22 protein-coding genes are annotated in these 22,100 nt (G+C 74.2%); 1 reads left to right on the top strand and 21 read right to left on the bottom strand.

What is annotated here, in order from left to right; translation table 11 throughout:
* Positions 1-43: 43 nt before the first annotated feature.
* The 13 genes from metK to pyrR all read right to left on the bottom strand — a co-directional run bounded on the left by metK (position 44) and on the right by pyrR (position 14,597).
* Entirely contained in the window at positions 44-1,252 is a 1,209-nt protein-coding gene (gene metK, locus OSB71_RS14085) for a methionine adenosyltransferase (protein WP_265948150.1), read from the bottom strand.
* A gap of 178 nt (positions 1,253-1,430) precedes the next feature.
* Entirely contained in the window at positions 1,431-2,666 is a 1,236-nt protein-coding gene (coaBC, locus tag OSB71_RS14080) for a bifunctional phosphopantothenoylcysteine decarboxylase/phosphopantothenate--cysteine ligase CoaBC (RefSeq protein WP_265948148.1), read from the bottom strand.
* 168 nt (positions 2,667-2,834) lie between these two features.
* Complete coding sequence (rpoZ, locus tag OSB71_RS14075) at positions 2,835-3,107, bottom strand: DNA-directed RNA polymerase subunit omega (RefSeq protein ID WP_219049669.1); 273 nt, start codon at positions 3,105-3,107, stop codon at positions 2,835-2,837.
* A gap of 93 nt (positions 3,108-3,200) precedes the next feature.
* Positions 3,201-3,788 (bottom strand): guanylate kinase, encoded by a 588-nt coding sequence (gmk, locus tag OSB71_RS14070; RefSeq protein ID WP_265948143.1) that lies wholly within the window; start codon positions 3,786-3,788, stop codon positions 3,201-3,203.
* Between the two features lie 75 nt (positions 3,789-3,863).
* Positions 3,864-4,184, bottom strand: coding sequence for an integration host factor, actinobacterial type (gene mihF / locus OSB71_RS14065; RefSeq protein WP_265948141.1), 321 nt, complete (start codon positions 4,182-4,184; stop codon positions 3,864-3,866).
* Positions 4,185-4,437: 253 nt separating this feature from the next.
* Positions 4,438-5,277 carry an orotidine-5'-phosphate decarboxylase gene (gene pyrF / locus OSB71_RS14060; protein WP_265948139.1) on the bottom strand — a complete coding sequence of 280 codons (840 nt, stop codon included), beginning with the start codon at positions 5,275-5,277 and terminating at the stop codon, positions 4,438-4,440.
* Positions 5,274-6,395, bottom strand: a complete 1,122-nt coding sequence (locus OSB71_RS14055) for a quinone-dependent dihydroorotate dehydrogenase (RefSeq protein ID WP_265948138.1) — start codon at positions 6,393-6,395, stop codon at positions 5,274-5,276. Before OSB71_RS14055 ends, pyrF begins: the two co-directional genes overlap by 4 nt.
* Before the next feature lie 152 nt (positions 6,396-6,547).
* Complete coding sequence (gene carB / locus OSB71_RS14050; protein ID WP_265948137.1) at positions 6,548-9,859, bottom strand: carbamoyl-phosphate synthase large subunit; 3,312 nt, start codon at positions 9,857-9,859, stop codon at positions 6,548-6,550.
* Positions 9,852-10,994, bottom strand: coding sequence for a glutamine-hydrolyzing carbamoyl-phosphate synthase small subunit (carA, locus tag OSB71_RS14045; RefSeq protein WP_265948135.1), 1,143 nt, complete (start codon positions 10,992-10,994; stop codon positions 9,852-9,854). Before carA ends, carB begins: the two co-directional genes overlap by 8 nt.
* Complete coding sequence (locus OSB71_RS14040) at positions 10,991-11,599, bottom strand: PH-like domain-containing protein (protein WP_265948133.1); 609 nt, start codon at positions 11,597-11,599, stop codon at positions 10,991-10,993. The genes carA and OSB71_RS14040 overlap by 4 nt, the downstream gene beginning before the upstream one ends.
* Positions 11,596-12,888 (bottom strand): dihydroorotase, encoded by a 1,293-nt coding sequence (locus OSB71_RS14035; RefSeq protein ID WP_265948130.1) that lies wholly within the window; start codon positions 12,886-12,888, stop codon positions 11,596-11,598. Before OSB71_RS14035 ends, OSB71_RS14040 begins: the two co-directional genes overlap by 4 nt.
* The gene (locus OSB71_RS14030; protein ID WP_265948128.1) at positions 12,885-13,913 is read right to left on the bottom strand and encodes an aspartate carbamoyltransferase catalytic subunit; all 1,029 of its coding nucleotides are present in this window, start codon (positions 13,911-13,913) and stop codon (positions 12,885-12,887) included. The genes OSB71_RS14035 and OSB71_RS14030 overlap by 4 nt, the downstream gene beginning before the upstream one ends.
* Positions 13,914-14,015: 102 nt before the next feature.
* Positions 14,016-14,597, bottom strand: a complete 582-nt coding sequence (gene pyrR, locus OSB71_RS14025) for a bifunctional pyr operon transcriptional regulator/uracil phosphoribosyltransferase PyrR (RefSeq protein ID WP_265948126.1) — start codon at positions 14,595-14,597, stop codon at positions 14,016-14,018.
* Between the two features lie 187 nt (positions 14,598-14,784).
* Here pyrR and bldD point away from each other — a divergent pair, with 187 nt between their 5' ends.
* Entirely contained in the window at positions 14,785-15,285 is a 501-nt protein-coding gene (gene bldD, locus OSB71_RS14020) for a transcriptional regulator BldD (protein WP_191208980.1), read from the top strand.
* Between the two features lie 209 nt (positions 15,286-15,494).
* On the opposite strand, the gene nusB is transcribed toward bldD, so the two are convergent.
* From nusB to aroC, 8 genes are all read right to left on the bottom strand, one after another.
* Positions 15,495-15,920, bottom strand: a complete 426-nt coding sequence (gene nusB / locus OSB71_RS14015; RefSeq protein WP_265948122.1) for a transcription antitermination factor NusB — start codon at positions 15,918-15,920, stop codon at positions 15,495-15,497.
* A 1-nt stretch (position 15,921) separates the two neighbouring features.
* Positions 15,922-16,488: an elongation factor P gene (efp, locus tag OSB71_RS14010; protein ID WP_265948120.1), complete on the bottom strand. Its 567-nt coding sequence runs from the start codon at positions 16,486-16,488 to the stop codon at positions 15,922-15,924.
* Between the two features lie 70 nt (positions 16,489-16,558).
* Positions 16,559-17,680: a M24 family metallopeptidase gene (locus OSB71_RS14005; protein WP_265948118.1), complete on the bottom strand. Its 1,122-nt coding sequence runs from the start codon at positions 17,678-17,680 to the stop codon at positions 16,559-16,561.
* A gap of 106 nt (positions 17,681-17,786) precedes the next feature.
* Positions 17,787-18,713 (bottom strand): AAA family ATPase, encoded by a 927-nt coding sequence (locus tag OSB71_RS14000; RefSeq protein WP_265948116.1) that lies wholly within the window; start codon positions 18,711-18,713, stop codon positions 17,787-17,789.
* Between the two features lie 133 nt (positions 18,714-18,846).
* On the bottom strand, positions 18,847-19,317 hold the full coding sequence (gene aroQ / locus OSB71_RS13995; protein WP_265948114.1) for a type II 3-dehydroquinate dehydratase: 471 nt from the start codon (positions 19,315-19,317) through the stop codon (positions 18,847-18,849).
* Entirely contained in the window at positions 19,314-20,405 is a 1,092-nt protein-coding gene (aroB, locus tag OSB71_RS13990) for a 3-dehydroquinate synthase (protein ID WP_265948112.1), read from the bottom strand. Before aroB ends, aroQ begins: the two co-directional genes overlap by 4 nt.
* Entirely contained in the window at positions 20,402-20,917 is a 516-nt protein-coding gene (locus tag OSB71_RS13985; protein WP_265948110.1) for a shikimate kinase, read from the bottom strand. Before OSB71_RS13985 ends, aroB begins: the two co-directional genes overlap by 4 nt.
* Entirely contained in the window at positions 20,914-22,098 is a 1,185-nt protein-coding gene (gene aroC, locus OSB71_RS13980; RefSeq protein WP_265948108.1) for a chorismate synthase, read from the bottom strand. The genes OSB71_RS13985 and aroC overlap by 4 nt, the downstream gene beginning before the upstream one ends.
* Positions 22,099-22,100 lie beyond the last annotated feature (2 nt).

Below are 22,100 nucleotides of genomic sequence, written 5' to 3'. Positions count from 1 at the left end.
ACCGGGGCCGGGGCGTGCGTCGCGGTGGGGCCGTGCGCGGCGGTCAGCGTCCGGCCGCGGCCCGCAGGGCGGCGGTGCGGTCGGTGCGCTCCCAGGTGAAGTCGGGCAGCTCCCGGCCGAAGTGGCCGTAGGCGGCCGTCTGGGCGTAGATGGGCCGCAGCAGGTCCAGGTCGCGGATGATGGCGGCCGGGCGGAGGTCGAAGACCTCGGTGATGGCCTCCTCGATGCGTGCCTCCTCGACCGTGTTGGTGCCGAAGGTCTCCACGAACAGGCCGACCGGCTCCGCCTTGCCGATCGCGTACGCCACCTGCACCTCGCAGCGGGCGGCGAGCCCGGCGGCGACGACGTTCTTGGCGACCCAGCGCATGGCGTAGGCGGCCGAGCGGTCCACCTTGGAGGGGTCCTTGCCGGAGAAGGCGCCGCCGCCGTGGCGGGCCATCCCGCCGTAGGTGTCGATGATGATCTTGCGCCCGGTCAGCCCGGCGTCGCCCATCGGGCCGCCGATCTCGAACCGCCCGGTGGGGTTCACCAGCAGGCGGTAGTCCTCCGTGTCGAGCTTGATGCCGTCCTCGACGAGCTGGGCCAGGACGTGGTCGACGACGAACTCGCGGACGTCGGGCGCGAGCAGGGAGTCGAGGTCGATGTCGGAGGCGTGCTGGCTGGAGACGACGATGGTGTCCAGCCGCACGGCCTTGTCGCCGTCGTACTCGACGGTGACCTGCGTCTTGCCGTCGGGCCGCAGGTAGGGGATGGTGCCGTTCTTGCGCACCTCGGTCAGCCGCCGCGACAGGCGGTGGGCCAGCGTGATGGGCAGCGGCATCAGCTCGGGCGTCTCGTCGCAGGCGTACCCGAACATCAGGCCCTGGTCGCCGGCGCCCTGGCGGTCCAGCTCGTCCTCGTCGCCCTCGACCCGGTTCTCGTAGGCGGAGTCGACGCCCTGCGCGATGTCCGGGGACTGGGCGCCGATGGAGACGGAGACCCCGCAGGAGGCGCCGTCGAAGCCCTTCTTGGAGGAGTCGTACCCGATCTGGAGGATCTTCTCGCGGACGAGGGTGGCGATGGGCGCGTACGCCTTGGTGGTCACCTCGCCGGCGACGTGCACCTGGCCGGTGGTGATGAGCGTCTCGACGGCCACGCGGGACGCCGGGTCCTCGCTGAGCAGCGCGTCGAGGATGGTGTCGCTGATCTGATCGGCGATCTTGTCAGGGTGGCCCTCGGTCACGGATTCCGAGGTGAACAGGCGGCGGGACACATCGCTCCCTGGGGTTGCAGCGGCTGCTGGCTGATCATGGGCGGACCGGTCAGGGGAGCTGCGCCCCTTCGGGTTCCGCCGACAGTTTATCCGCACGCCCTACGGTGCTGGTCAAGGTGTCTCACCCAGCGACCTCGGGCGCGCCCGCCCCGGCGGGCGGCCGGCACGGCGGCCGGGGTCACCCGGCGGGCGCCGCCGGGGCGCCGAAGCGGGCGGTGACCAGGTCCCACACCCGGTCGGCGAGGGTCTCCTTGGGGCCGTAGGGCACCGGGACCTCGGTACCGTCCGTGGCGAGGACGACCGCCTCGTTGTCCGCGGAGCCGAAGGTCTTGTGCTCGCCCACCTCGTTGACCACGAGCAGGTCGCAGCCCTTGCGGGCGAGCTTGGCGCGGCCGGCCGCCAGCACGTCGTCGGTCTCGGCGGCGAAGCCCACGACCACCTGGCCGGGGTGGGCCCGGTGCGCCGAGAGCTCGGCGAGGACGTCGGGGTTGCGGACGAGGGCGACGGGGTCGGGGTCGTGGCCGTCCCGCTTCTTGATCTTGCCGTCGGCGTAGTGGGCGGGCCGGAAGTCCGCCACGGCGGCGGCCATGACCACGGCGTCGGCGTCGGCGGCGGCCGCCAGCACCGCCGCGCGCAGCTCCCGCGCGGTGCCCACGGGCACGACCGTCACGCCCGCCGGGTCGGGCAGCGCCGTGTGCGCGGCGACGAGGGTGACGCGGGCGCCCCGGGCGGCGGCCGTGGCGGCGAAGGCGTACCCCTGCCGCCCCGAGGAGCGGTTGCCCAGGAAGCGGACCGGGTCCAGCGGCTCGCGCGTGCCGCCCGCGCTGACGACGACGTGCCGCCCGGCGAGGTCGGCCCCGGGCACGCCGCGGGCCAGCACCCGGCGGCACAGGGCGAAGATCTCCTCCGGCTCGGGGAGCCGGCCCTTGCCGGTGTCGGCGCCCGTCAGCCGGCCCACGGCGGGCTCGACGACCAGGGCGCCCCGGCGGCGCAGGGTGGCGACGTTCTCCCGGGTGGCCGGGTGCTCCCACATCTCGGTGTGCATCGCCGGGGCGAAGACGACGGGGCAGCGCGCGGTCAGCAGGGTGTTGGTGAGCAGGTCCCCGGCGATGCCGTGCGCGGCCCGGGCCAGGAGGTCGGCGGTGGCGGGGGCGACGACGACGAGGTCGGCCTCGCGGCCGATGCGCACGTGCGGCACCTCGTGCACCGTCTCCCACACCTCGTGGGCGACCGGCCGGCCGGACAGGGCGGCCCAGGTGGGCGCGCCGACGAACTCCAGCGCCGCGGCGGTGGGCACCACCTGGACGTCGTGTCCGGACTCGGTGAGGCGGCGCAGCAGCTCGCACGCCTTGTAGGCGGCGATCCCGCCGCTCACCCCGAGAACCACCGTGGGCCGGTCCGCCTTGGCCGTCATGGAGCCACTCCCGCCTGCGCTCGTCGCGTACCCGCCTATGACACACCACGGGCCCGGCAGCCGTGCTGCCGGGCCCGTCTCGTGGGGATGGCGCCGAGGCCGCAGAGGCCCCGGCGCGGCTCCGCGTCCGGTGCCGGGACCGGGCGGCGGGGCCTGCCGGCCCGGGGCCTACTGGACCGGGGCCTCGACGGCCTCGGAGGTGAGCAGACCCGCGTTGATCTCGCGGAGCGCGATCGACAGCGGCTTCTCGTGGACGTGGGTGTCCACCAGCGGGCCGACGTACTCCAGGAGGCCCTCGCCGAGCTGCGAGTAGTAGGCGTTGATCTGCCGGGCCCGCTTGGCCGCGTAGATCACCAGGCTGTACTTGGAGTCGGTGGCCTCGAGCAGCTCATCGATCGGCGGATTGATGATGCCCTCGGGCGTGGCGATGGAAGAGGACACGCTCTGCCTTCCGAGTGTGGAGAGAGGTTGCGCTGACCGGGGCGCGGACGGGGCGAGCGGGCTGCCGCCCGTCCCCGCGCTGGCCCCAGGCCATCAGAGCAAGGCTAGCAGTTCCGCGGCGACGTCCTCGACGGAGGTGTTGACCAAGGTGGTGTCGAACTCCGACTCGGCGGCGAGCTCGGTGCGCGCCACGGTGAGCCGTCGCTCGATGACCTCGGGGGCCTCGGTGCCCCGGCCGGTCAGCCGGCGCACCAGCTCCTCCCAGCTCGGCGGGGCGAGGAAGACGAGCTGCGCCTCGGGCATGGAGGAGCGCACCAGCCGGGCGCCCTGCAGGTCGATCTCCAGCAGGACGGGCTCGCCGGCCGCCAGCTTCTCCAGCACCGCCCGGCGCGGCGTCCCGTACCGGTTGCCCGCGAACTCCGCCCACTCCAGGAGCTCGCCGTTGGCGACGAGCTTGTCGAACTCCTCGTCGTCCACGAAGAAGTAGTGGACGCCGTGCCGCTCGCCGGGGCGGGGTCTGCGGGTGGTGGCCGAGACCGAGAGCCACACCTCGGGGTGGGCCCTGCGCAGATGCGCGACGACCGTGCTCTTGCCGACCCCGGAGGGGCCGGAGAGCACGGTCAGCCGTGGTTGTCTGTCCGGGGGCACCGGGGTTTCCCCCCGGGAGACAGGAGTAGTCATGCAGCGATTATCCCGGTTTCCCGGCGTGCCGGTGGCCCGGGGGCGCGGGAGCCGGTGGCACCCGGCCGCGAGGGGTCAGCCCGCTTGGCCGAACTCGCGCTCCAGTGCCGCGATCTGGTTGGAGCCGAGGCCGCGGACCCGGCGGCTCTCGGAGATGCCGAGCCGCTCCATGATCTGGCGGGCCCGGACCTTGCCGACGCCGGGCAGCGACTCCAGGAGCGCGCTGACCTTCATCTTGCCGATGACGTCGTTCTTCTGGCCCTGCTCGATGACGTCGTGCAGGGTCGCGCCCGAGTGCTTGAGCCGGTTCTTGACCTCGGCGCGCTCCCGGCGAGCCGCGGCGGCCTTCTCAAGCGCGGCTGCGCGCTGTTCAGGGGTAAGGGGCGGAAGAGCCACGCCTTCGTCACCTCGGATGTCGAACTGGTCGGATAGGTCGGTGTGGAACCTAGTAGCCCCGCAAGTGCGGGGCAACGAGCAACGCGCCTGTTCACGCGCTCTGCCCGGAGACTAGCGGGCGGGGCGCGCATAAGTCAGCGAGAACAGCGGAAAAGTCCTGGTCAGACTCAAACTGAACAGGACTTTTCCGGACAATACCAACGAGTAGGTTCGGTTCGGGCCGCACCGCCCGCCTCCCCCGCGGCGCCGCAGGTCAGCCCAGGACGTCCGCGAGCGCCTCCGTCTCGGCCCGCACGGCACGCCGCAGCGCGTCGGCGTCCGGCCCGTGCCGCAGCACCGCGCGGCTGACGCTCGGCACGACCTGGCCCACGGCCGCGCCGAAGACCCGAGGCAGGTCCGCCGCGCTCGCGCCCTGCGCGCCCAGCCCCGGGGCGAGGAGCGGGCCGTTGATCGCCAGGTCGGCCCCCGCCTCCTCCAGCGTCGCCCCCACCACGGCGCCGAAGGAGCCCAGCGGCACGGCGCCGGCGTTCTCCCGCGCGAGGTGGTCCAGCACGGTCTGCGCCACCGTACGGCCGTCCGCGGTCTGCGCGCGCTGGACCTGGGGCCCCTCGGGGTTGGAGGTGAGCGCGAGGACGAAGGCCCCACAGCCGGCGGCCCGGGCGGCGTCCAGCGCCGGGCGCAGGGAGTCGAAGCCCAGGTAGGGGCTGAGGGTGACGGCGTCGCTGAACAGCGGCGCGGCCGGGTCCAGGTAGGCGGCGGCGTAGGCGGCCATGGTGGAGCCGATGTCGCCGCGCTTGGCGTCCATCAGCACCAGGGCGCCGCCCGCGCGGGCGTCGGCCAGCGCGCGTTCGAGCACGGCGACGCCGCGTGAGCCGAAGCGCTCGAAGAAGGCGGACTGCGGTTTGAACAGCGCGACCCGGTCGGCGAGCGCGTCGACGACGGTGCGGGTGAAGCGCTCCAGCCCGGCCACGTCGTCGCCCAGGCCCCAGTCGGTGAGCAGGGCCGGGTGCGGGTCGATGCCGACGCACAGGGGCCCGCGGGTGTCCAGGGCGCGGCGCAGCCGGGCGCCGAAGGGCTCGGGGTGCTGGCTCATGCGGCGTCCGCCTCACGGGTGTCGGCGCCGACGGCGTCGGCGAGGGTCTGGTGGGGGCTGGCGGCCAGGCGCTCGGCCAGGCCCCGGTGGATGCGGCGGTTCCACAGCGGCCCGGCGTAGACGAAGCCGCTGTAGCCCTGCACGAGCGTGGCCCCGGCCAGGATGCGCTCCCACACGTCGTCGGCCGTCTCGACGCCGCCGACGCCGATGAGGACGAGCCGGTCGCCGACGCGGGCGTACAGGCGGCGCAGCACCTCCACGGCGCGCCGCTTGACCGGTGCGCCCGACAGGCCGCCGGTCTCGGCCGTCAGCCCGGGCGGCGAGAGCAGGCCCAGGTTCTCGCGGGCGATGGTGGTGTTGGTGGCGATGATGCCGTCCAGGCCGAGTTCCAGGGCGAGGTCGGCCACGGCGTCGACGTCGGCGTCGGCCAGGTCGGGGGCGATCTTGACCAGCAGGGGGACGCGGCGCCCGGTGGCGACCCGGTCGGCGGCCGCGCGCACGGCCGTCAGCAGCGGGCGCAGCGCCTCGGTGGCCTGCAGGTCGCGCAGCCCGGGGGTGTTGGGCGAGGAGACGTTGACGACCAGGTAGTCGGCCCAGGGGGCCAGGCGCTCGGCGGAGGTGACGTAGTCGGCGACGGCCTCGGCCTCCGGGACGGCCTTGGTCTTGCCGATGTTGACGCCGACCACCGCGCGGAAGGGCGGGCGGCCCGCGGCGCGTGCGGCCAGCCGCTCGGCGACGGCGGCGGAGCCGTCGTTGTTGAAGCCCATGCGGTTGATCAGCGCGCGGTCCGGCACCAGCCGGAAGAGCCGCTTGCGCGGGTTGCCCGGCTGCGGCTGGGCCGTGACGGTGCCGACCTCCACGTGGTCGAAGCCCAGCATGGTCAGCCCGTCGATGCCGACGGCGTTCTTGTCGAACCCGGCGGCGAGCCCGAACGGCCCGTGCATGCGGCGCCCGAGCGCGGTCACGCGCAGGGAGCGGTGGCGGGGGGCGAGGAAGGCGGCGGCGCAGGTGCGCAGGACGGGCACGCGGGCCAGGGCGCGCATCCAGGCGAAGGCCAGGTGGTGCGCCCGCTCGGGGTCGAGGCGCCGGAGGAGGAGAGCGAAGAGCAGGCGGTACATGCGGCGGTGCGGGCCTTCCGGGGTGGGTGTCCGACGGCGGGCGGGGAGCGGGAGACGGGTCCGGGCGGGCCCGCGGCGGCCGGACCGGAGCGGACCGGACCGAAGCGGGCCGGGCCGGGGAGCGCCGCACGGGCGGCTCCCCGGCCGGTGCCTCAGCGGGCGCGGGCGGCGCCCAGGTGCTCGGCGTGCTCCTGCAGGGAGCGCACGCCCACCTCGCCGCGGCCGAGCGCCTCGATGCCCTGCACGGCCGCTGCCAGGGCCTGCACCGTGGTCAGGCAGGGCACGGAGCGGGCGACGGCGGCGGTGCGGATGTCGTAGCCGTCCAGGCGGCCGCCGGTGCCGTAGGGGGTGTTGACGATGAGGTCGACCTCCCCGGCGTGGATGAGCTGGACGATCGTCTTCTCCCCGTCCGGCCCCTCGCCCTCGCTCTGCTTGCGCACGACGGTGGCGCTGATGCCGTTGCGGCGCAGCACCTCGGCGGTGCCGGAGGTGGCCAGCAGCTCGAAGCCGAGGTTGACCAGCTCCCGGGCCGGGAAGATCATCGAGCGCTTGTCGCGGTTGGCGACGGAGACGAAGGCGCGGCCCTTGGTGGGCAGGGCCCCGTAGGCGCCGGCCTGCGACTTGGCGTAGGCCGCGCCGAAGACGGAGTCGATGCCCATGACCTCGCCGGTGGAGCGCATCTCCGGGCCCAGCACGGTGTCCACGCCGCGGCCGTGCACGTCCCGGAAGCGCGTCCAGGGCATGACGGCCTCCTTGACCGAGATCGGCGCGTCCAGCGGCAGCGTGCCGCCGTCGCCCTCGGCCGGCAGCAGGCCCTCGGCGCGCAGCTCGGCGACGGTGGCGCCCAGCGAGATGCGCGCGGCGGCCTTGGCCAGCGGCACGGCCGTCGCCTTGGAGGTGAACGGCACGGTGCGCGAGGCGCGCGGGTTGGCCTCCAGCACGTAGAGGATGTCCCCGGCCAGGGCGAACTGGATGTTGATCAGCCCGCGCACGCCGACGCCCCGGGCGATGGCCTCGGTGGAGGCGCGCAGCCGCTTGACGTCGTGGCCGCCCAGGGTGATGGGCGGCAGCGCGCAGGCGGAGTCGCCGGAGTGGATGCCGGCCTCCTCGATGTGCTCCATGACGCCGCCGAGGTAGAGCTCGTGGCCGTCGTAGAGGGCGTCGACGTCGATCTCGATGGCGTCGTCGAGGAAGCGGTCGATGAGCACGGGGTGCTCGGAGACGAGCCCGGCGTGGCGCTCCAGGTAGGCGCCGAGCGAGGGCTCGTCGTAGACGATCTCCATGCCCCGGCCGCCCAGCACGTAGGAGGGGCGCACCATCACCGGGTAGCCGATGCCCGCGGCGATGTCCTTGGCCTCGGCGAAGGAGTAGGCGGTCCCGTACTTGGGCGCGGGCAGGCCGGCCTCGGCCAGCACACGGCCGAAGGCACCGCGCTCCTCGGCGGCGTGGATGGCCTCCGGCGGGGTGCCCACGATCGGCACGCCGTTGTCCTTGAGCGCCTGGGCCAGCCCCAGCGGGGTCTGCCCGCCGAGCTGGACGATCACCCCGGCGACCGGGCCCGCCTCGGTCTCGGCGCGGACCACCTCCAGGACGTCCTCCAGGGTGAGCGGCTCGAAGTAGAGCCGGTCGGAGGTGTCGTAGTCGGTGGAGACGGTCTCGGGGTTGCAGTTGACCATGACGGTCTCGTAGCCCGCCGCGGACAGGGCGAAGGAGGCGTGCACGCAGGAATAGTCGAACTCGATGCCCTGGCCGATGCGGTTCGGCCCGGAGCCCAGGATGATCACCGCGGGCTTCTCGCGCGGCGCGACCTCGCTCTCCTCGTCGTAGGAGGAGTAGAAGTACGGGGTGCGCGCGGCGAACTCGGCGGCACAGGTGTCGACGGTCTTGTACACGGGGTGGACGCCCAGCGCGTGCCGCACCTCGCGCACCACGTCTTCGCGCAGGCCCCGCACGGCGGCGATCTGGGCGTCGGAGAACCCGTAGCGCTTGGCCTGCCCGAGCAGCTCGGGGCCGAGCAGCTCGGCGGCGGCCAGCTCGTCGGCCGTCTCCTTGATCAAGAAGAGCTGGTCGACGAACCAGGGGTCGATCCGGGTGGCGTCGAAGACCTCCTGCGGGCTCGCGCCGGCGCGGATGGCCCGCATCACGGTGTTGACGCGCCCGTCGGTGGGCCGGCGGGCCTCGGCGAGCAGGGCGTCCTTGTCGCCGGCGGGCTCGGTGAAGTCGAACTGGCTGCCGGTCTTCTCCAGCGAGCGCAGCGCCTTGTTCAGCGCCTCGGGGAAGTTGCGCCCGATCGCCATGGCCTCCCCGACGGACTTCATCGTCGTGGTGAGGGTACTGTCGGCGGCCGGGAACTTCTCGAAGGCGAACCGCGGGACCTTGACCACCACGTAGTCCAGGGTGGGCTCGAAGGAGGCCGGGGTCTGCGCGGTGATGTCGTTGGGGATCTCGTCCAGGGTGTACCCGACGGCCAGCTTGGCGGCGATCTTCGCGATGGGGAAGCCGGTGGCCTTCGAGGCGAGCGCGGAGGAGCGCGAGACGCGCGGGTTCATCTCGATGACGATGACCCGGCCGTCCTCGGGGTTGACGGCGAACTGGATGTTGCAGCCGCCGGTGTCCACGCCGACCTCGCGGATCACGGCGATGCCGATGTCGCGCAGCACCTGGTACTCGCGGTCGGTGAGCGTCATCGCCGGGGCGACGGTGATCGAGTCGCCGGTGTGCACGCCCATCGGGTCGAAGTTCTCGATGGAGCACACCACGACGACGTTGTCCCGGCCGTCGCGCATCAGCTCCAGCTCGTACTCCTTCCAGCCGAGGATGGACTCCTCCAGGAGCACCTCGGTGGTCGGCGAGAGCGCGAGCCCCTGCCCCGCGATGCGGCGCAGCTCCCGCTCGTCGTGCGCGAACCCGGACCCGGCCCCGCCCATGGTGAACGAGGGCCGCACGACGACGGGGTAGCCGCCGAGGCCGTCGACGCCGGCGAGGACCTCCTCCATCGAGTGGCAGATGACCGAGCGGGCGGACTCGCCGTGGCCGATCCGGGCGCGGACGGCCTCGACGACGTCCTTGAACTGCTCGCGGTCCTCGCCCTTGTGGATGGCCTCGACGTTGGCGCCGATCAGCTCCACGCCGTACTCGCGCAGCGTTCCGGCTTCGTGCAGGGAGATCGCGGTGTTCAGCGCCGTCTGGCCGCCCAGGGTGGGCAGCAGCGCGTCCGGGCGCTCCTTGGCGATGATCTTCTCGACGTACTCGGGGGTGATCGGCTCCACGTAGGTGGCGTCGGCGATCTCCGGGTCGGTCATGATCGTGGCCGGGTTGGAGTTGACCAGGATGACCCGCAGGCCCTCGGCCTTCAGCACGCGGCACGCCTGGGTGCCGGAGTAGTCGAACTCGGCGGCCTGGCCGATGACGATCGGGCCCGAGCCGATGACCAGGACGGACTGGATATCGGTGCGCTTAGGCACGCTGGGCCTCCATGAGGGAAACGAAGCGGTCGAACAGGTAGGCGGCGTCGTGGGGTCCGGCGGCCGCTTCGGGGTGGTACTGGACGGAGAACGCGGGCCGCTCCAGCAGCCGCAGGCCCTCCACCACGTTGTCGTTCAGGCAGACGTGACTGACCTCGGCCGGCCCGAACGGCGTGTCGGCGGGCCCGTCCAGCGGGGCGTCGACGGCGAATCCGTGGTTGTGCGCGGTGATCTCCACCTTGCCGGTGGCGCGGTCCTGCACCGGCTGGTTGATCCCCCGGTGGCCGTACCGGAGCTTGAACGTGCCGAAGCCGAGGGCGCGACCGAGGAGCTGGTTGCCGAAGCAGATGCCGAACAGCGGGGTGCCGCGCTCCAGCACCCCCCGCACCAGCGAGACGGGGTGGTCGGCGGTGGCCGGGTCGCCGGGCCCGTTGGAGAAGAACACGCCGTCGGGGCGGACGGCGTAGATGTCCGCCACGCTCGCGGTCGCCGGCAGGACGTGCACCTCTATGCCGCGCTCGGCCATGCGGCGCGGCGTCATGCCCTTGATGCCCAGGTCCACCGCGGCCACCGTGAACCGCTTGGTGCCTTCGGCGGGGACGACGTAGGGCTCGGTGGTGGCCACCTCGCCGCACAGGTCGGCGCCGGCCATCTGCGGCGCCGAGCGCACGCGGGCCAGCAGCGCCGCGTCGGGCTCGACCGCGTCGCCGGAGAACACGCCCACCCGCATCGCCCCGCGCTCGCGCAGGTGCCGGGTGAGCGCCCGGGTGTCGACGCCGCTGATGCCCACCACGCCCTGCGCGGCCAGCTCCTGCTCCAGCGGGCGCGCCGAGCGCCAGTTGGACGGGACGCGGGCGGGGTCGCGCACCACGTAGCCGGCGACCCAGATGCGCGCCGACTCCGGGTCCTCGTCGTTGACGCCGGTGTTGCCCACGTGCGGCGAGGTCATCACCACCACCTGGCGGTGGTAGGACGGGTCGGTGAGGGTCTCCTGGTAACCGGTCATGCCGGTGGAGAAGACGGCCTCCCCGAAGGTCTCCCCCACCGCCCCGTAGGCGCGGCCGCGGAAGATGCGGCCGTCCTCCAGGACGAGTACGGCGGGGGCGGGGGCGGGGGTGCGGGCGGAGGTCGTCATCGGGCGCCTTCCCGGTCGTGCTGGGCGGCGACGGCGCTGTCGCCGGTGGGTGGGGTGGGTTCGGTGAGGGCCGCGACCCAGGCGGCGTGCTCGGCGGGGTGGTCGGAGCGGAAACCGGAGTCCAGGGTGTGCTCGCCCAGCGTCCAGGTGACGACGAGCAGGCCGCCCTCGGTGACCACCTTGCCCGCGATGCCGGTGTCCAGGCGGGCACCGCGCAGCGTGTCGGCGGGTACGAAGAAGTCGCGGGTGCCGGGTCGGGTGACGAGCAGGCCGCGGTCGGTGAGGGTCAGCTCGGCGCGGCTGCGCAGGCCCAGGCCGTGGGCGACGATCCGCTCCAGCCACTGCCCGGCGACCGTCGTGCCGTGGTAGCGGCCGGTCAGGGTGAGCCGGGTGGTGCCCGCCTCCCCCGGGATGCCGGCCGGGGCCGGGATGCCGCCCTGCGCGGCGCCGCGCCGGCGCCAGCCCCGCCGCATCAGCCAGTACACCAGCGCCACGAACAGCAGCAGGCCCACCACCCAGCCGATCCGTTCGGCGAGGTGGGTCACCTCCTGGGACTTGCGCTCGACCCCGCTTTCGGCGAGGAGGGTCCATGCGATCGTGTTCACGCCAGCTTCCCGTCTGTCACCGTGGCCCGGCCCCGCAGGAAGGTGTGTGTGACGCGGCCCGGCAGCGCGCGGCCCCGGTAGGGGGTGTTGCGGCTGCGGGAGGCGAAGCCCGCGGGGTCCACGGGACCACGGTAAGCCGGATCGACCAGGGTCAGGTTGGCGGGCTCACCGGGCGAGACGGGACGGCCGTGGCCGGTGAGGCGGCCGATGTGCGCGGGGCGGAAGGACAGGCGGTCGGCGACGCCCGCCCAGTCGAGCAGCCCGGTGTCGACCATGGTGTGCTGCACCACCGACAGCGCGGTCTCCAGGCCGACCATGCCCATGGCGGCGGCGCCCCACTCGCAGTCCTTGTCCTCGTGCGGGTGCGGGGCGTGGTCGGTGGCGACGCAGTCGATCGTGCCGTCGGCCAGCGCCGCGCGCAGGGCCAGCACGTCGGCCTCGGTGCGCAGCGGCGGGTTCACCTTGTACACGGGGTCGTAGGAGCGCACCAGCTCGTCGGTGAGCAGCAGGTGGTGCGGGGTGACCTCGGCGGTGACGCGCCAGCCCTTGGACTTCGCCCAGCGCACGATCTCCACCGAGCCCGCGGTGGACAGGTGGCAGATGTGCACCCGGGAGCCGACGTGCGCGGCCAGCAGCACGTCGCGGGAGACGATCGACTCCTCGGCGACGGCCGGCCAGCCGCCCAGCCCCAGTTCGGCGGAGACGACGCCCTCGTTCATCTGGGCGCCCTCGGTCAGCCGCGGCTCCTGGGCGTGCTGGGCGATGACGCCGTCGAAGGCCTTCACGTACTCCAGGGCGCGCCGCATGATCACCGCGTCGTCCACGCACTTGCCGTCGTCGGAGAAGACGGTCACACCGGCGGCGGACTCGTGCATGGCCCCCAGCTCGGCGAGCTGCCGCCCGCCCAGCCCCACGGTGACGGCGCCGACCGGCTGCACGTCGCAGTAGCCGGACTCCCGGCCCAGCCGCCACACCTGCTCCACCACGCCGGCGGTGTCGGCGACGGGGAAGGTGTTGGCCATGGCGTGCACGGCGGTGAAGCCGCCGCGGGCGGCGGCGCGGGTGCCGGTCAGGACGGTCTCGGAGTCCTCCCGGCCCGGCTCGCGCAGGTGCGTGTGCAGGTCGACCAGGCCGGGCAGCAGGACCAGCCCGTCGGCCTCGACGACGCGCGCGCCCGCGGCGCCCGACCCGGCGCCGACCTCGGCGATGGTCTCGCCGTCGAGCAGCACGTCGGTGGGCGGGCCGCCGAGTACCCGGGCGCCGCGGATCAGGGTCTTGTCGGTGCTCACGTGTTCTCCTCGGCGTGCGGTTGTGCGTTCTCGCCCTGCTCGGCGCTCTCGGTGTGCCGGCCGGTGGGCCCGGCGGGTTCTTCGGTGCCCAGCGCCGCGCCGCCCAGCAGCAGGTACAGCACGGCCATGCGGGTGGACACGCCGTTGGTCACCTGCTCGACGGCGGTGCAGCGCGGCGAGTCGGCGACGTCGGCGGTGATCTCCATGCCGCGGTTCATCGGCCCGGGGTGCATGACCAGGGCGTGCTCCGGCATGCGCGCCATGCGCGTCCCGTCCAGGCCGTAGCGCCGGGCGTACTCGCGCTCGGTCGGGAAGTAGGCCGCGTTCATCCGCTCCCGCTGGACGCGCAGCATCATCACCGCGTCGGAGGTGGCCAGCACGGCGTCGAGGTCGTAGGAGACCTCGCACGGCCAGCGCTCGACGCCCACCGGGACGAGCGTGGGCGGCGCGACGAGGGTGACCTCGGCGCCGAGCGTGCTCAGCAGGTGGACGTTGGACCGGGCGACGCGGCTGTGCAGGATGTCGCCGACGATCGTGACGCGGCGGCCGCCGAGGTCGTGCCCGGCGCCCGCGCCCAGGCGGCGGCGCAGGGTGAAGGCGTCCAGCAGCGCCTGCGTGGGGTGCTCGTGGGTGCCGTCGCCCGCGTTGACCACGGAGCCGCCGATCCAGCCGGAGGTGGCCAGGCGGTGCGGCGCGCCGGAGTCGTGGTGGCGGATGACGACGGCGTCGGCGCCCATCGCCTCCAGGGTGAGCGCGGTGTCCTTCAGCGACTCGCCCTTGGAGACCGAGGAGCCCTTGGCGGAGAAGTTGATCACATCGGCCGACAGCCGTTTGGCGGCGGCCTCGAAGGAGATCCGGGTGCGCGTGGAGTCCTCGAAGAAGAGGTTGACGACGGTGCGGCCGCGCAGCGTCGGCAGCTTCTTGATCGGCCGGTCGGCGAGCCGTCCCAGTTCCTCGGCGGTGTCGAGGACGAGGACGGCGTCGTCCCGGGTGAGGTCGGCGGCCGAGATGAGGTGGCGCTTCATCTGTTGCCTTCCGTGGGTGGAGGAGGGGCGTGCCGGGGCGAGCGGGCGCGGCGGAGGGCCCGCCCGCCGGGCTCGGCGGGTCGGCGGCGGTGCGGGCGGGTGCTACCGGCCGTCGTGCTGCGCGGGTTCGCGCAGGCCGAGCAGCACGCCGTCGCGGCCGTCCTCCTCGGTGAGCTGGACGCGGACGGTCTCGCGCAGGGAGGTGGGCAGGTTCTTGCCCACGTAGTCGGCGCGGATCGGCAGTTCGCGGTGGCCGCGGTCGACCAGGACGGCGAGCTGGACGGCGCGCGGGCGGCCGATGTCGCCCAGCGCGTCCAGCGCGGCGCGGATGGTGCGGCCGGAGAAGAGCACGTCGTCGACGAGGACGACCAGCGCGCCCTCGACGCCGTCACCGGGGATCTCGGTGCGGGCGAGCGCGCGGGCCGGACGCAGCCGCAGGTCGTCGCGGTACATGGTGATGTCCAGCGAGCCGACGGGCACGGCCCGGCCGGTGATGTCCGCGAGCTTGTCCCCCAGGCGCCGCGCGAGGTGCACGCCGCGGGTGGGGATGCCGAGGAGAATCACGTTGTCGGCGCCCTTGGCGCGCTCGACGATCTCGTGGGCGATGCGGGTGAGGACCCGCGCGATGTCCGGCCCTTCGAGTACGGGCCGTGCGGCGGCGTCGTCGCCGGTGGTGCTGTCCATACGAAACGGACCTCCTTCCCCGCCTCACGGGACGGGCTTTAAAGGACGCCTGGTGGTGCGCGTACACCCTACCAGGGGCGGGTGGCCCCGCCGCGGCCGCCGGAGTCGATCATGGCCCCAGCTTGACGGCGCACATTACGCTGCGTAACCTCACAGTGAGTTACCAACGCCTCTTCCGGGGAGCCACATGTCCAGCGAATACGCCAAACAGCTCGGAGCCAAGCTCCGGGCCATCCGCACCCAGCAGGGCCTCTCCCTCCACGGCGTCGAGGAGAAGTCCCAGGGCCGCTGGAAGGCGGTCGTGGTCGGCTCGTACGAGCGCGGGGACCGCGCCGTGACCGTGCAGCGCCTGGCCGAGCTGGCCGACTTCTACGGCGTCCCGGTGCAGGAGCTGCTGCCGGGCAGCACGCCGGGCGGGGCCGCCGAGCCGCCGCCGAAGCTCGTCCTCGACCTGGAGCGGCTGGCCCACGTCCCCGCCGACAAGGCGGGCCCGCTGCAGCGGTACGCCGCCACCATCCAGAGTCAGCGCGGTGACTACAACGGCAAGGTGCTCTCGATCCGCCAGGACGACCTGCGCACGCTCGCCGTGATCTACGACCAGTCCCCCTCCGTGCTGACCGAGCAGCTCATCAGCTGGGGCGTCCTGGACGCCGACGCCCGGCGCGCAGTCGCCCACGAGGACGCCTGACGGCGCCGGTGTGACGCGGGACGCCGGTGACGCGGTGGCGCGGTGACGCCGGTGTGACGCGCCACCGTGCCGGCGCCGCGCCCCGGGCCCGGCGCCGGTACGGACCCGGCCCGGCCCGGGCACGGCGAAGGCCCCGGAGCGCGTGCTCCGGGGCCTTCGCCGTCTGGTGTCGCCGCGCGCTGAGGCCGGGCCCCGGCGCGGGGGGGGCCTCAGCCGCGCAGGCCCGGCCCGAGGTCCTTCAGCCGGCCCAGCAGGCCGTTGACGAACGCGGGCGACTCGTCCGTGGAGAACTCCTTGGCGAGCTGGACGCACTCGTCCAGCACCACGGCGTCGGGGGTCTCGTCCTCCCACAGCAGCTCGTAGGCGCCCAGCCGCAGCAGGTTGCGGTCCACCGCGGGCATGCGGTCCAGCGTCCAGCCCACCGCGTGCTCGGAGAGCAGTTCGTCGATGCGCGCGATGTGGTCCGCGTAGCCCTCGACGAGCCGCATCGTGTAGTCGCTGACCGGCGGCTGCCGGCTGTCGCTGCGGGCGTGCCGTATCCAGTCGGCCAGCACCTCGGTGACGCCGGTGCCCCGCTGGTCGGCCTCGAAGATGATCTGGAAGGCGCGTTTGCGGGCCTTGGTGCGGGCAGCCACGTTAGCTGTTCACCCGACCGAGGTACTCCCCGGAGCGGGTGTCGACCTTGATCTTCTCGCCGGTGGTGATGAACAGCGGCACGCCGATCTCGAAGCCGGTCTCCAGGGTGGCGGGCTTGCTGCCGCCGGTGGAGCGGTCGCCCTGCACGCCGGGCTCGGTGTGCTCGATGGTCAGCTCCACGGACGCCGGGAGCTCCACCGAGAGCGGGTTGCCCTCGTACATGGCCACCGTCGCCTCGAAGCCCTCGACGAGGTAGTTGGCGGCGTCCCCGACCGTCTTGCGGTCGACGTGGAGCTGATCGTAGGTGTCCATGTCCATGAAGACGAAGTACTCGCCGTCCATGTACGAGAACTGCATCGAGCGCCGGTCGACCGTGGCGGTCTCGACCTTCGTGCCCGCGTTGAACGTCTTGTCGACGATCTTCCCGGACAGCACGTTCTTGAGCTTGGTGCGCACGAAGGCAGGGCCCTTGCCGGGCTTGACGTGCTGGAACTCGACGACGGACCAGAGCTGGCCCGAGTCGAGCTTGAGCACCATGCCGTTTTTGAGGTCGTTCGTGGTGGCCACGGTCGCGGAATCTCCTACAGACGCTGCTTTGGTACCAAGGGCGCCCAGGCCGCACGGACCCGGCTGGGGCTCATAGCGCGAGCAGCTCCTTGGTCGTGATGGTGAGTAGCTCCGGCCCGCCGTCCGACTGCGAGCGGACGACGAGTGTGTCATCGATCCGGACGCCGCCCCGACCCGGGAGGTGTACCCCGGGTTCGACGGTGACCGGCACACAAGCGTCCAGTTTACCCACGGCCTCCGGGGCCAGCAGAGGGTCCTCACCGATTTCCAGTCCGACGCCGCCGCCGACGGCCGGGCCGAGTGCGTCGGCGTACCCCTGGGCGTCCAGCAGGGTGCGCGCCGCCCGGTCCACCGCGCGGTACTGGGTGCCGGGCGCGAGCGCCTCGCGGCCGGCCCGCTGGGCGGCGAAGACCAGGTCGTGGAGGTGGATCTGCCAGTCGGCGGGTGCGGTGCCGATGACGAAGGTGCGGCCGATGCGGCAGCGGTACCCGCGGTAGCACGCGCCCAGCCGCACGGTGAGGAAGTCGCCCTCCTCGACCCGGCGGTCGCTGGGGACGTGGTCGGCGAGCCCGGAGTGGCGGCCGGTGCCCACGGAGGTGGGGAAGGCCGGTCCGTCGGCGCCGTGGTCGATCAGCCGCCGCTCCAGCTCCAGCGCCAGGTGCCGCTCGGTGCGGCCGACGAGGATGGACTCCAGCAGCTCCCCGAGCGCCTGGTCGGTGATCTCGGCGGCGATGCGCAGGGCGGCGATCTCCTCGTCGTCTTTGACCAGGCGCTGCTGCTCCACGGCCCAGCCCAGATCGGTCAGGCGCAGCGCCGGGGCGACCGCGGCCAGCGCGCGGTGCCGCGCCACGGTCAGGTGGTGCTCCTCGACGGCGAGCGCGCCGGCCCGGCCGCGCGCGGCGAGCTCGCCCGCGGCCGTCACCGGGTCGGCCGCGGGCGCGGGCAGGGCCCGCACCCGCAGCTCGTCGGCGGCGTCACCGAGGCCGGGCGGGGCGGGCGTGGCCGCGGCGGGGGCCAGCAGGGTGTCGGTGCCGTCGGGATCGAGCAGCAGGGCCGCCCCGCGCGGGGCGCAGCCGGTGAGGTAGCGCAGGTTCGCCGGTGCGGTGACCAGCACGGCCGTCCTGTCGGCACCCCCGGTCGCGGCGGACCGCTCCCGCAGCCGGGAGCGTCGGGCCATGTGCACCTCGGACATGTGCCGAGCCTAAGGGCGCGCGGGCGCCCCGGCCGCTCCGGCGGGGCCGAACGTGGTCAGCCGCGCCCCGGGGCGCGGCTGACCGCCGCTGCGGTGGACGGCCGCCTCACCACGCCGGCGGGCTGGCGAGCGCCCGGGCCACCGCCTCGTCCAGCAGCCGCGCGGTGGTCTCCACGTCGTGCCGGGTGTTGTCGATGATCGGCAGGCCCGAGCCGTACCAGCCGGCCATGCGGCCGTGGATGCGCGCCACCTCCTCGTCCGCCAGGCGGCGGTTGCCGGTGCGCTCGGCGTTGCGCTCCAGCACGACGTCCAGCCCGGGCAGCAGGACGACCGGGATCAGGCCGGGGCCGACGTGGCGCTTCCAGCCGCCGAGGCCGACCACGGGCCAGTCGGGGAAGACCGCGTCGTCCAGGATGCAGGAGATGCCGTTGGCCAGGAAGTTGCGCGCGGCGAAGCCGCAGGTGCGGCGGGCCAGCCGGTACTGGGTCTCCGAGCCCTCGTGCCAGCCCTGCTGCGGGTCGGCGAACCCGGCCCGCACCCATTCGCGCACGTCGTCGAGGCTGATGTGGGCGGTGGGGACGCTGCGGCGCTCGGCCCAGTGCCGGGCCACGGTCGTCTTGCCGGCCCCGGCGGGGCCGATCAGGAGCACGGCCACGGACGTGCGCGTGGCGTCCAGCGGCGCCGCGCCGCGCGGCTCGGCGGGCGGCGCGGGGAGCTGGACGGGCGCCCCGGCCGGGAGCCGGACCTGGCCGGTGGGCTCGCCGCCCGGCTGCGGCGGGACGGGTGGGGCCTGCGGGGCGGGGGGCCCGGCGGACTGGGGTGCGGCGGGCCGGGGCGCGGCGGCGGGCCGGGGCGGGGCCGCGGGGGGCCGCGGGGGGCCTGCGGGCGGGTGCGGCGGCCCGGCGGGCGGGACGCCCTGCCCGGCGTGGCCGCCCGCCCAGCCGGAGCCCGGGGCGGGGGCGGGCGGGGCCGGGTGCGGGGGTCGGCCGGAGGGGGCGGGCGGCGGTGCGCCGTGGCCCACGTAGTGCTGCATCCGGTCCCATTTCCGTCCTCGTGGACGCCCGTCCACGGGCGCCCGCCGGTCAGTTCACCGCACGGTACCGTGTCCGGCGCCGCGGCGGCGGTCAGTGTGTGAACGCGGCGGGCGGGCGGAAGGTGCCCGCCCGTCAGGCCCCGGCGCGGCCGGGCGCGGCGCTCTCCTCGGCGAGCGCGCGCAGGGCCAGCCGGTAGGAGCCGATCCCGAACCCGGCGACGGTGCCGCTGGCGACGGCGGCGAGCACCGAGGTGTGCCGGAACTCCTCGCGCGCGTAGGGGTTGGAGATGTGCACCTCGATCAGCGGTGCGGTGCGCTGGGCGGCCGCGTCGCGCATGGCGTAGGAGTAGTGGGTGAAAGCGCCGGGGTTGATGACGACGGGCAGCGAGCCGTCGGCGGCCTCGTGCAGCCACCGCACCAGCTCGCCCTCGTCGTTGGTCTCGCGCACCTCGACGGCCAGGCCCAGCTCGGCGCCGAGTTCGGTGCACGCGCGCACCAGCCCGGCGTACGAGGTGGAGCCGTAGACGTCCGGTTCGCGCGAGCCGAGCCGCCCCAGGTTCGGGCCGTTGAGCACGAGCACGCGCCGGGGCGCGGGGGCGCTCACGCGGCGATCTCCGCGTGCGCGGCGAGCAACATGGCCGGGTCGGGGCCCTCCAGCACGGCGGGCTTGGCCAGACCGTCGAGCACGATGAAGCGCAGCCGGTCGCCGCGGGTCTTCTTGTCCACCCGCATCGTCTCCAGCAGCTTGGGCCACTGGTCGCCACGGTAGGTGACGGGCAGTCCGACGGCCTGGAGGACGGCGCGGTGCCGGTCGGCGGTGGCGTCGTCCAGCCGTCCGGCGATGCGGCCGAGCTCGGCGGCGAAGACCATGCCGACGGAGACGGCCGCGCCGTGCCGCCAGTTGTAGCGTTCGTTCTTCTCGATGGCGTGGCCGAGGGTGTGCCCGTAGTTGAGGATTTCGCGCAGCCCGGCTTCCTTCAGGTCGGCGGAGACGACGTGGGCCTTGACCCGGATGGAGCGCTCGATCAACTCGGTGGTGTGCGCGCCGTCGGGTCGGCGCGCCGCCTGCGGGTCCCGCTCGATGAGGTCCAGGATCACCGGATCGGCGATGAAGCCGGCCTTGACGACCTCGGCGAGCCCGCTGACGTAGTCGTGCACGGGGAGGGAGTCCAGCGCGGCGAGGTCGCACAGCACGCCGGCCGGCGGGTGGAAGGCGCCGACCAGGTTCTTGCCCTCGGCGGTGTTGATCCCGGTCTTGCCGCCCACGGCGGCGTCCACCATACCCAGCACGGTGGTGGGCACCGCGATCCAGCGCACGCCGCGCAGCCAGGTGGCGGCGACGAAGCCCGCGACGTCGGTGGTGGCCCCGCCGCCGACGCCGACGATGACGTCGGTGCGGGTGAACCCCGTCTGGCCGAGCGCCTTCCAGCAGTACGCGGCGACCTCGGCGGTCTTGGACTCCTCGGCGTTGGGCAGTTGGACGGCGATGGCCTCGTAGCCCTGCTCGGCCAGGTCCTCGCGCAGCACCTCGCCGGTCTCGGCCAGCGCCTCGGGGTGGAGCACCGCCACCCGCTTGGCCTGCTCGCCGATCAGGCCGGGCAGTTCGCCCAGCAGGCGGCGTCCGACCAGTACGTCGTAGGGGTCGTGCCCGGTGCCGGAGACGGTGATGCGGACGGGGGTGGTTTCAGTCATGCCTTCCTCAGCTCCAGGACGTCCAGGACGGCGTCGGCCACGTCGTCGGGGTCGCGGCCCTGCGTGCTGACCGCCGCCCGCGCGACCTCGGTGTACAGCGGGCGGCGCTCGTCCATCAGGGTCCGCCAGCGCTGGCGCGGGTTGACGGCCAGCAGCGGCCGCGGCGCGTCGAGCCCGACGCGCCGGACGGCTTCGGCGACGCCCATCTCCAGGAACACCACCGGCCGGCCGGCCAGCAGGGCCCGGGTCTCGGCGGCCAGCACGGCGCCGCCGCCGAGGGCGAGGACGCCCTCGTGGTCGGCGAGGGCGGCGCGCACCGCCTCCCGCTCCAGCTCGCGGAAGCGCGGCTCGCCGTCGTCGACGAAGATGTCGGCCACCGGCTTGCCGACGCGCTCGACGATGTCGGCGTCGGTGTCGCGGAAGGCCACGCCCAGCCGCTCGGCGAGCAGCCGGCCCACCGTCGTCTTGCCGACGCCCATCGGGCCGACCAGGATGACGACCGGGCCGCTCATCGGATGGCCAGGTGGTCGAGGTAGCCGCGCACGTTGCGCCGGGTCTCGACGACGCTGTCGCCCCCGAACTTCTCGGCCACCGCGTCGGCCAGCACCAGGGCCACCATGGCCTCGGCCACGATCCCGGCGGCCGGGACGGCGCACACGTCCGAGCGCTGGTGGTGGGCCTTGGCCGGCTCTCCGGTGGCCACGTCCACGGTGGCCAGGGCGCGCGGCACGGTGGCGATCGGCTTCATCGCCGCGCGCACCCGCAGCAGTTCGCCGGTGGACAGGCCGCCCTCGGTGCCGCCCGAGCGGCCCGACGCGCGGCGGATGCCGTCGGCGGTGGTGAGGATCTCGTCGTGCGCCTGGGAGCCGGGCACCCGGGCGAGGCCGAACCCGTCGCCCAGCTCGACGCCCTTGATGGCCTGGATGCCCATGAGGGCGGCGGCCAGCCGGGCGTCCAGACGGCGGTCCCAGTGGACGTGGCTGCCCAGGCCGACGGGCACGCCGTGCGCCACGACCTCCACGACGCCGCCGAGGGTGTCGCCGTCCTTGTGCGCCTGGTCGATCTCGGCGACCATCGCCTCGCCGGCGGCCGCGTCCAGGCAGCGCACCGGGTCGGCGTCCAGGCGGGGGACGTCCTCGGGCACGGGCACGGTGCCGTGGGGCGCGCGCGCGGCGCCCAGCTCCACGACGTGCGAGACGATCTCGATCCCGGCCGTCTCCTTGAGGTAGGAGCGGGCGACGGCGCCCAGCGCCACGCGGGCCGCCGTCTCCCGGGCGGAGGCGCGCTCCAGCACCGGGCGGGCCTCGTCGAAGCCGTACTTCTGCATGCCGGCGAGGTCCGCGTGACCGGGGCGGGGGCGGGTGAGGGGGGCGTTGCGGGCGAGCTCGGCGAGCTCGGCCGCGTCCACCGGGTCGGCGGCCATCACCCGCTCCCACTTGGGCCACTCGGTGTTGCCGACCATGATCGCGACCGGGGAGCCGAGGGTGAGCCCGTGCCGGACGCCGCCGAGGAAGGTGACCTCGTCGCGCTCGAACTTCATCCGGGCACCGCGGCCGTAGCCCAGCCGTCGCCGGGCGAGGGCGTCGGCCACCACCTCCGTGGTGATCGGCACCCCGGAGGGCAGGCCCTCCAGTGTCGCCACGAGTGCGGGACCGTGTGACTCCCCGGCCGTCAGCCAGCGCAACCTGCTCAACG

The organism is Streptomyces marinisediminis, assembly GCF_026262575.1.
Taxonomy (GTDB): Bacteria; Actinomycetota; Actinomycetes; order Streptomycetales; family Streptomycetaceae; genus Streptomyces; species Streptomyces marinisediminis.
The sequence above is the reverse complement of the archived record's forward strand: the minus strand, read 5'-3'. Positions and strand labels throughout refer to the sequence as shown.